This window comes from Massilia sp. ST3 (assembly GCF_018119405.1).
Lineage (GTDB): Bacteria > Pseudomonadota > Gammaproteobacteria > Burkholderiales > Burkholderiaceae_D > Telluria.
In genome coordinates this window covers 1-6,995 of the sequence record NZ_JAGPWC010000125.1, presented here as the reverse complement: position 1 = coordinate 6,995, position 6,995 = coordinate 1, and the positions used below count along the sequence as shown (strand labels likewise).

The window sequence follows — 6,995 nt, the reverse complement described above, 5'->3', positions numbered from 1 at the left end:
CGCCCCCCCCCCCCCGCTTTGGGGGGGGGGGGGGGGCCCCCCCCCCAAACCCTACGGTTTACACTTGTGCTGCGATCAAATCTGCGCTCTCTGGATCGTTCACGCGGATCGCCTCGATGAACACCTGCAGCGAGGACCCGCAGGCGAACACCAGCACATCGCCCGGCCGGCACAGCGACAGGCCCAGGCGGATCGCATTCCCCACCTCGATCTCGCGGTGCAAGGTGTCGCTCATGCCCACCACGTCCTGCGCCCCTTCCAGGATCAGGTCCACCGCCTCGCCCACCGGGCGCCCGCGGCTCTGCGATTCGTACACCACCAGCTCGTCGAAGCGCTCGCCGCACACCTCGCCGATCTCGTGCAGGTCGCTGTCGCGGCGATCGCCCGGCGCGGTGACGATGCCCACCAGCTGGCCCGGCAGCATGGCGCGCGCCATCTCGGCGATGCCGGCATAGGCCGCGGCATTGTGCGCGTAGTCGACGATCACGGTCACGCCGCGCACATCGAACATGTTGGTGCGCAGCGGGTTGGTGCGGCCGTTCGATTCGAATGTCGACAGGCCGGTGGCGATCTGCATGTGGGTCAGGCCGGAGGCCATCAGGGCGGCCGCCGCGGCCAGGCTGTTGGCGATGTTGAAGCGCGCCAGCCCCCCGAAGGCGACCGGCATGCTCTCCACCTTGACCAGGGCCTGGTGGCGGGTGCCGTCGGCGACGACCAGGGCGCCGTCCTGCAGGTAGACCCCGCGCCCGCCGTCTTCCAGGTGCTTGAGCAGCACCGGATTCTCGGCGTCCATCGAGAAGAACACGATCTCCGTGCCCGGCTTGACGCGGCGCGCCATGGCCACGCACAGCGCGTCCTCGGCGTTCAGCACCGCCGCCTTGGAGGCCGACAGGGCCACCACCGCCTTGACCTGGGCCAGGTCCTCGATGGTGTCGACACCGTCCAGTCCCAGGTGGTCCGGAGCCACGTTCAGCACCACGCCGACGTCGCAGCGATCAAATGCCAGGCCGCGCTTGAGCAGGCCGCCGCGCGCCGTCTCCAGCACCGCGAACTCGACGTCCGGCGCCGATAGCACGGTGCGTGCCGACCAGTAGCCGGTGCAGTCGCCCTTGACGATCTGCCTGCCGTCGATGAACACGCCCTCGGTGGTGCTCACGCCCGTCACCAGGCCGGCCATGCGCACCGTGTGCGCGATCAGCAAGGTGGTGGTGGTCTTGCCGTTGGTGCCCGTCACCGCCACCAGCGGGATGCGCCCATCCGAGTCGCCCATCAGGCCCTGGACGATGGCGTCGCCCGCGTTGCGCGGCGTGCCGCTAGAGGGGTACTCGTGCATGCGGATGCCTGGCGCCGCGTTGACCTCGATCACCGCGCCGCGCTGGGCCGCGAGCGGCTCGGCGATGTCGCGGCAGACGATGTCGATCCCGGCCACGTCCAGGCCGATCTTGGCGGCCGCCCGCACGCACAGGGCGCGTGTCGATTCGGGCAGCAGGTCGGTCACGTCCTCGGCGGTGCCGCCAGTCGACAGGTTGGCGTTGCCGCGCAGCTCGGCCGTGGCGCCGGCCGGCAGCACCGAGTCGACCGTGTAGCCCTGGCGCGCCAGCATGTCGGCCGCGTGTTCATCGAGCGCGATCTGGGTCAGGATGTTGCTGTGGCCGGCCCCGCGCGCCGGGTTGCGGTTCTCGATCTCGACCAGCTCGCGCACCGTCAGCTGGCCGTCACCCGTCACGTGGGCCGGGCGGCGGCAGGAAGCGGCGGCGACCTTCCCGCCCGCCACCAGCACGCGGTAGTCGCGTCCCTCGACATGGCGCTCGACGATGATCTTGCGGCCGTATTCGCGCGCGAACTCGAAGGCGCGCGCCACGTCGTCCGGGGTGCGGCAGTCGACGCTGACGCCCTTGCCCTGGTTGGCGTCGAGCGGCTTGACGGTAACCGGCGCCTTCAGACGCGCCGCGACGCGCTGGGCCGCCGTCAGGGTGGTCACGGTGTCGCCTTCGGGCACGGGCACGCCCGCTTCCTTGAGCAGGACCTTGGTCAGCTGCTTGTCGCTCGCGATCTTGGCCGCAATGAAGCTGGTGTCGCCGGTGGTGGTGGCGCGCAGGCGCTTCTGCTTGACGCCCCAGCCGAGCAGGAACAGGTTGGCGTCCTCGGTGATGCGCTGGACCGGAATGCCGCGCTCGTGCGCCGCCGCCAGCACCGAGGCGGTGCTGGTGCCGATGGCGTAGCGGGCGGCGATCTCGCGCAGCTCGTCCAGCCGCGGCGCGATTGCGAAGGCTTCGCCGCGGGCCAATGCGCCGACCAGGTCGACCGCCAGCTGGAAGGCCGGCTGGGCCAGCTTTTCGCAGGCGTAGACGCAGACGATGCGGAACTGGCCCGGATGGCCTGCCACGGGACGGGTGCGGCCATAGCTGGCGGGCGCGCCGGCCTGGGTCTGGAGGTCGAGGGTCACGTGTTCGACCACCCGCCCCAGATAGGTGCCCTCGCGCAGGCGCTGGGCGAAACCGCCCGGCTGGCCGGTCGGCAGCAGCTGGCCTTGCAGCGAAGGGAGCGCTTCCAGCAAGGCCTCGTTAAACCCCGGGAGCTCGCGGGTCGAGCGACCGTACAGGTCTTCCAGGTCGAGCACGGAAAGCAGGCAGGGGGAATCGGCGTGGACGTTCGGGCCACGCAGGAAACGTTGTTCGAGGATTTGCACCTGTAAGTCCTTGTCGTATCAATGCGGTTCTATCGTTCAATCGCAGAAAGGGCGCCCGCGGACGCCCTTCCCTTGCACAGCGCCGGCGGCTCAGGCGTCGAACAACTGCGTGTACATGCGGGTGGCCATCAGGCCGGCCGCGGTATGGTGCACCTCGGGCGACATCAGCCTGGCCAGCAGGTCCATCGCCTCCTGCTTGCCGCTGGCCGCCGCCACCTGCTGCTCCAGCAGGCGCAATTCATTGTCCGGCTCTTCCAGGCGCGGATGGCGCCGGATTAGGCCGCGTTCCGGGAAGGCGATGCCGCGCTCGGCATGCTGGCCCAGGGTGTCGAGGGTGCGCTGGCGGGCGCGATGGGTCAGCACGCGCGCGGCCGCCGCGGAGCCCTCGCCTTCGGGCGCGCTCATGATCCAGTCGCGCAGCACCTGCTGCTCGTAGGCGCTGAAGACGCCGAACATCTCGGCGCGCTCGCCGTGCACCAGGCGCCAGAAGCGGCTGTGCTCGGGATCCTCGCCGCGCTTGATCCAGCCGGCCTTCTCCAGCGCGGCCAGGAAGTCCGGGATGCGCGCCGGCTCGGCCAGCCAGTCGTTGACGGAACGGCCGGCCACGCGGCAGTAATCCGAGTGCATGTTCTTGCCGACGCTGCTTTTCGCGGCCAGGATATTCACCAGCTCGGCCTGCAGGTCGAATTCGGCGATCACCGAGGTGGTGCTCGCGCCCAGCTCGTTCAGGCGGTAGCCGTCCAGCACGCGGCGGTAGAAGGCGTCGCGGTCGCCCACGCGCGGCATCAGGTCCGCCAGGGCCTGGACCGCCTTGCGGGCGTGGCCGCTGGCCGCGTTGTCGACCGTGACGTGCAGGGTGAAATAATAGGGATCGATACCCAGTTCGTTCAGCTCGTAGGAGGTGATGAGCAGGTGCAGCGGCAGCTGCTCGTAGCCGAGGTTGTAGCCGATGACTTCGGGCAGGAAGCGCTCCGCGTGGTGGCCCAGCACGAGCTGGATCGCGCCCTGCAGGAAATGCTGGTCGTCCAGGCCTTCCCAGCCTTCGCAGCCGTGGGTGGCCAGCAGCTTGCGGTAGATGGTGACGTGGTTCTTGTCCGGCACGCCTTCGCCCAGCTCTTCCAGGTAGGTCTTGATCAGGGGATGGTAGGCCTGGTTGTCCCACTGGCGCAGCAGGCCGTACAGCCAGGCGCCGTCGACCAGCTTGGTGGGCGCGACGCCCTTGATGAAGTACAGCGCATGGGCCCGGCAGCTGAAGTAGCGGCGCGGGGCGCCGGCCTTGCGCGCGGCCAGGTACTCGCGGTACTGGGCGCCGACGGCGTCGGTGCGCTGCTCGACCCAGCCCGGCAGTTCGGCCAGGGTCGACGGCAGGTCGGCCGGCAGGCTGGACGCGACCGCGATCTGCTGGCGCAGGAAGTCCTGGGCCTGGTCGGGGATCGATGCCGGATCGGCATACAGCGAGAAATACACGTTCTTCGCGCGCTCTTCCGCGGCCGTGCCTTGTGGGACGGCGCTGATCGGAGCTTCGGCTAACAGCATCTGGTTCATGTCGGATTCTGCGTGGTTCTTGAGGACGATACGGACATTATCCGGACTGGTCTGTTGCACGAGAATCGGTAGTCGCGCTGCGAGGATGTAAGAAAAAGATTACAAAAAAATAACAAACTGTTATCCCCGGCATGTCCTTGGCCGGCCTGCGCGGCTCAGCCGCCCTGCTGGTCGACGCCGCGCCTTGCCTCGCCGCCTTCCGGATCGCCCTTGGCGGCCGCTTCCTCGACCTGCTTCGCCTGCTTATCGACCGTTTGCGGCGGCAGCGGCGGGATGTTCGGATCGGCCAGCACTTCCAGCACGAAGGGGCGGCGTGCGCTCAAAGCCCGGTCCCACGCGGCGCCAAGCTGTTCCGGATCCTCGACGCGCTCGCCCTCGAGGCCCAGCATGCGGGCGTAGGCGGCATACGAAAAATCGGGCAGTTCCTGGGAGTCCGTGAACTTCGGTTCGCCTTGCATGCCGCGTTGCTCCCAGGTGACGAAGTTCAGGTCGCGGTTGTTGAGCACCAGAACCACGAAGCGCTGGTCAGGCCAGCGCGCACAGTAGCGCGCCACCGTGATCAGGCAATTAATGCCGTTCATCTGCATGGCGCCATCGCCCGCCAGGGCGACCACGGGCCGCTCCGGATGGGCCATCTTGGCGGCGAAAGCATAAGGCAAGGCCGAGCCCATGGTCGCCAGGCCGCCGGACAGCGAGGCCAGCATGCCCTCCTTCACACTCAGGTGCAACGCGTACCAGGCCGCCACCGAACCCGAGTCGCCGGCCAGGATCGCATCGCCTGGGAGGCGGGGCGACAGTTCGCTGAAGGCGCGCTGCGGGTTGACCGGCTTGCCCGGCAGCCGCGCCCGTTCCGCGAGCCGGGCGCGGCTCTCGCGCACATCCCGCTCGATGCGTTCGCGCCAGGCGCGGTCGGTCTTGCGCCGCAGGAGCGGAATCAAGGCCCGCAGGCTGGCGCGCGCGTCGCCCACGAGATTGAGTTCCATCGGATAGCGCAGCCCCAGCATGCGAGCGTCGATGTCGATCTGGACGCCGCGCGCCTGCCCTTCCGGCGGCAGGAATTCGGCATACGGGAAGCTCGATCCCACCATCAGCAGCGTATCGCAGTCCTTCATCATGTCTTCGCTGGCCCTGGTGCCGATCACGCCGATGGCGCCAGTGCAGAACGGCAGGTCGTCGGAAACCACGGCCTTGCCGAGCAAGGCCTTGGCGATGCCCGCGCCCAGCAGTTCGGCCACTTCGGCCAGCTCGGCGGCCGCGCCGTGGGCGCCGGCGCCGGCCAGGATCGCCACCCGGCTGCCGCTGTTGAGCACCTCCGCCGCGGCCTGCAAGGCCTCGAACGGCGGCACCGGCAAATGCCGCGCCGCGCCGATGCCGGAAAAGGTCCGGCCGTGCTCGCGCGGCGGGGCCGGCACGGCATCCTGCTCCTGCAGGTCGTTGGGCACGATCACGCAGGTGACGCAACGCTCGGCCAGCGCGATGCGCAGCGCGCGGTCGACCAGGTGGCGCAGCTGTTCGGGCGTGGTGGCCATGTGCACGTATTCGCCGGCCACGTCCTTGAACAGCGACACCAGGTCGACTTCCTGCTGGTAGCTGGCGCCGAGCGCGGCCCGTTGCTGCTGGCCGACGATGGCCACCACCGGCTGGTGGTCGAGCTTGGCGTCGTACAGCCCGTTCAGCAGGTGGATCGCGCCCGGCCCCGAGGTCGCCAGGCAGACGCCCGCCTCGTCCGTGTACTTCGCATGGCCGCAGGCCATGAAGGCGGCCATCTCCTCGTGCCGGGCCTGGACGAATTCGATCGCGTCCTGGCGCCCGAATGCGGCCAGGATGCCGTTGATCCCGTCGCCGGGGTAACCGTAGATGCGGCGTACGCCCCATAGCGCCAGCCGCTCCAGGAGAAAATCGCCGACCGTCGCCATTCCGGCCTCCTTGAGTCATGCAGGGAAGCTGCACTCTAGGACCAAACAGGACGGCCGACTGTGCGTCAGCGCGCACAAGCGCCTGGATTACAGCTGCGCGCCGAGCGAGACGTCCGCGACCAGCTGGCCGCCCGACAGGCGCACCGGCACCGCGCCGCGGCCGAGCATGCGCGCCACCGCATGGTCGCCGTCGCCGGCGCGCACGTCCACCGCGCGCACGGCTTCGGGCACCAGCAGGACTTCGAAGCCCTCCTCGATCCCGTCGAGGACGGTGTTCAGCACGCAGTAGTCGGTGGCCAGGCCGCACACGGCGAGGCGCGAGACCCCGCGCCGGCGCAGCGCGTCGCCCAGGCCGGTGCCGCTGAAGGCGGAATAGGCGTCGGTATCGGCGCGGTCGGCCTTCGAGACGACGACGGCGTCCTCGGGCAGGTGCAGCGCGCCGGAGAAGCGCGCGCCGTCGGAACCGGCGACGCAGTGCGGCGGCCAGGGTCCGCCCTGGGCGGCGAAGGAGCAATGGTCGTGGGGATGCCAGTCGCGCGAGGCGTACACTGGCAGGCCGCGTACGCGGTAGAGGTCGATGAGCTGGTTGATCGGCGCGATGACGCGGTCGCCAAGGGGTACCGCAAGGCTGCCGCCCGGCAGGAAGTCGAGCTGCAGGTCGACGATCAGGAGGGCGTCGGCCTGACCAAGCACGATGGCGCTCATGGAAGGTCTCCGTGTGACCGGGGCGCGCCGGGGTGGCGCGCCCACGGCCTCCAGCTTAACACGGTGCAGGAGCGGCGGGGGGCGCGGCGCGGGGGGGGGGGGGGGGGGGGGGGCCGCCCGGGGGGGGGGGGGGGGCGCCC

At 69.8% G+C, this 6,995-nt stretch carries 4 protein-coding genes; all 4 read right to left on the bottom strand.

The annotated features are described in order from the left end of the window. Positions 1-58 precede the first annotated feature (58 nt). On the bottom strand, positions 59-2,689 hold the full coding sequence (gene cphA, locus KBW98_RS23390) for a cyanophycin synthetase (RefSeq protein WP_211522573.1): 2,631 nt from the start codon (positions 2,687-2,689) through the stop codon (positions 59-61). A gap of 90 nt (positions 2,690-2,779) precedes the next feature. Then, positions 2,780-4,234: an iron-containing redox enzyme family protein gene (locus tag KBW98_RS23385; protein ID WP_211522572.1), complete on the bottom strand. Its 1,455-nt coding sequence runs from the start codon at positions 4,232-4,234 to the stop codon at positions 2,780-2,782. 155 nt (positions 4,235-4,389) lie between these two features. After that, the gene (locus KBW98_RS23380) at positions 4,390-6,150 is read right to left on the bottom strand and encodes a thiamine pyrophosphate-requiring protein (RefSeq protein WP_211522571.1); all 1,761 of its coding nucleotides are present in this window, start codon (positions 6,148-6,150) and stop codon (positions 4,390-4,392) included. 87 nt (positions 6,151-6,237) lie between these two features. Further along, on the bottom strand, positions 6,238-6,855 hold the full coding sequence (locus KBW98_RS23375; protein WP_211522570.1) for an isochorismatase family protein: 618 nt from the start codon (positions 6,853-6,855) through the stop codon (positions 6,238-6,240). Positions 6,856-6,995: the final 140 nt, after the last annotated feature.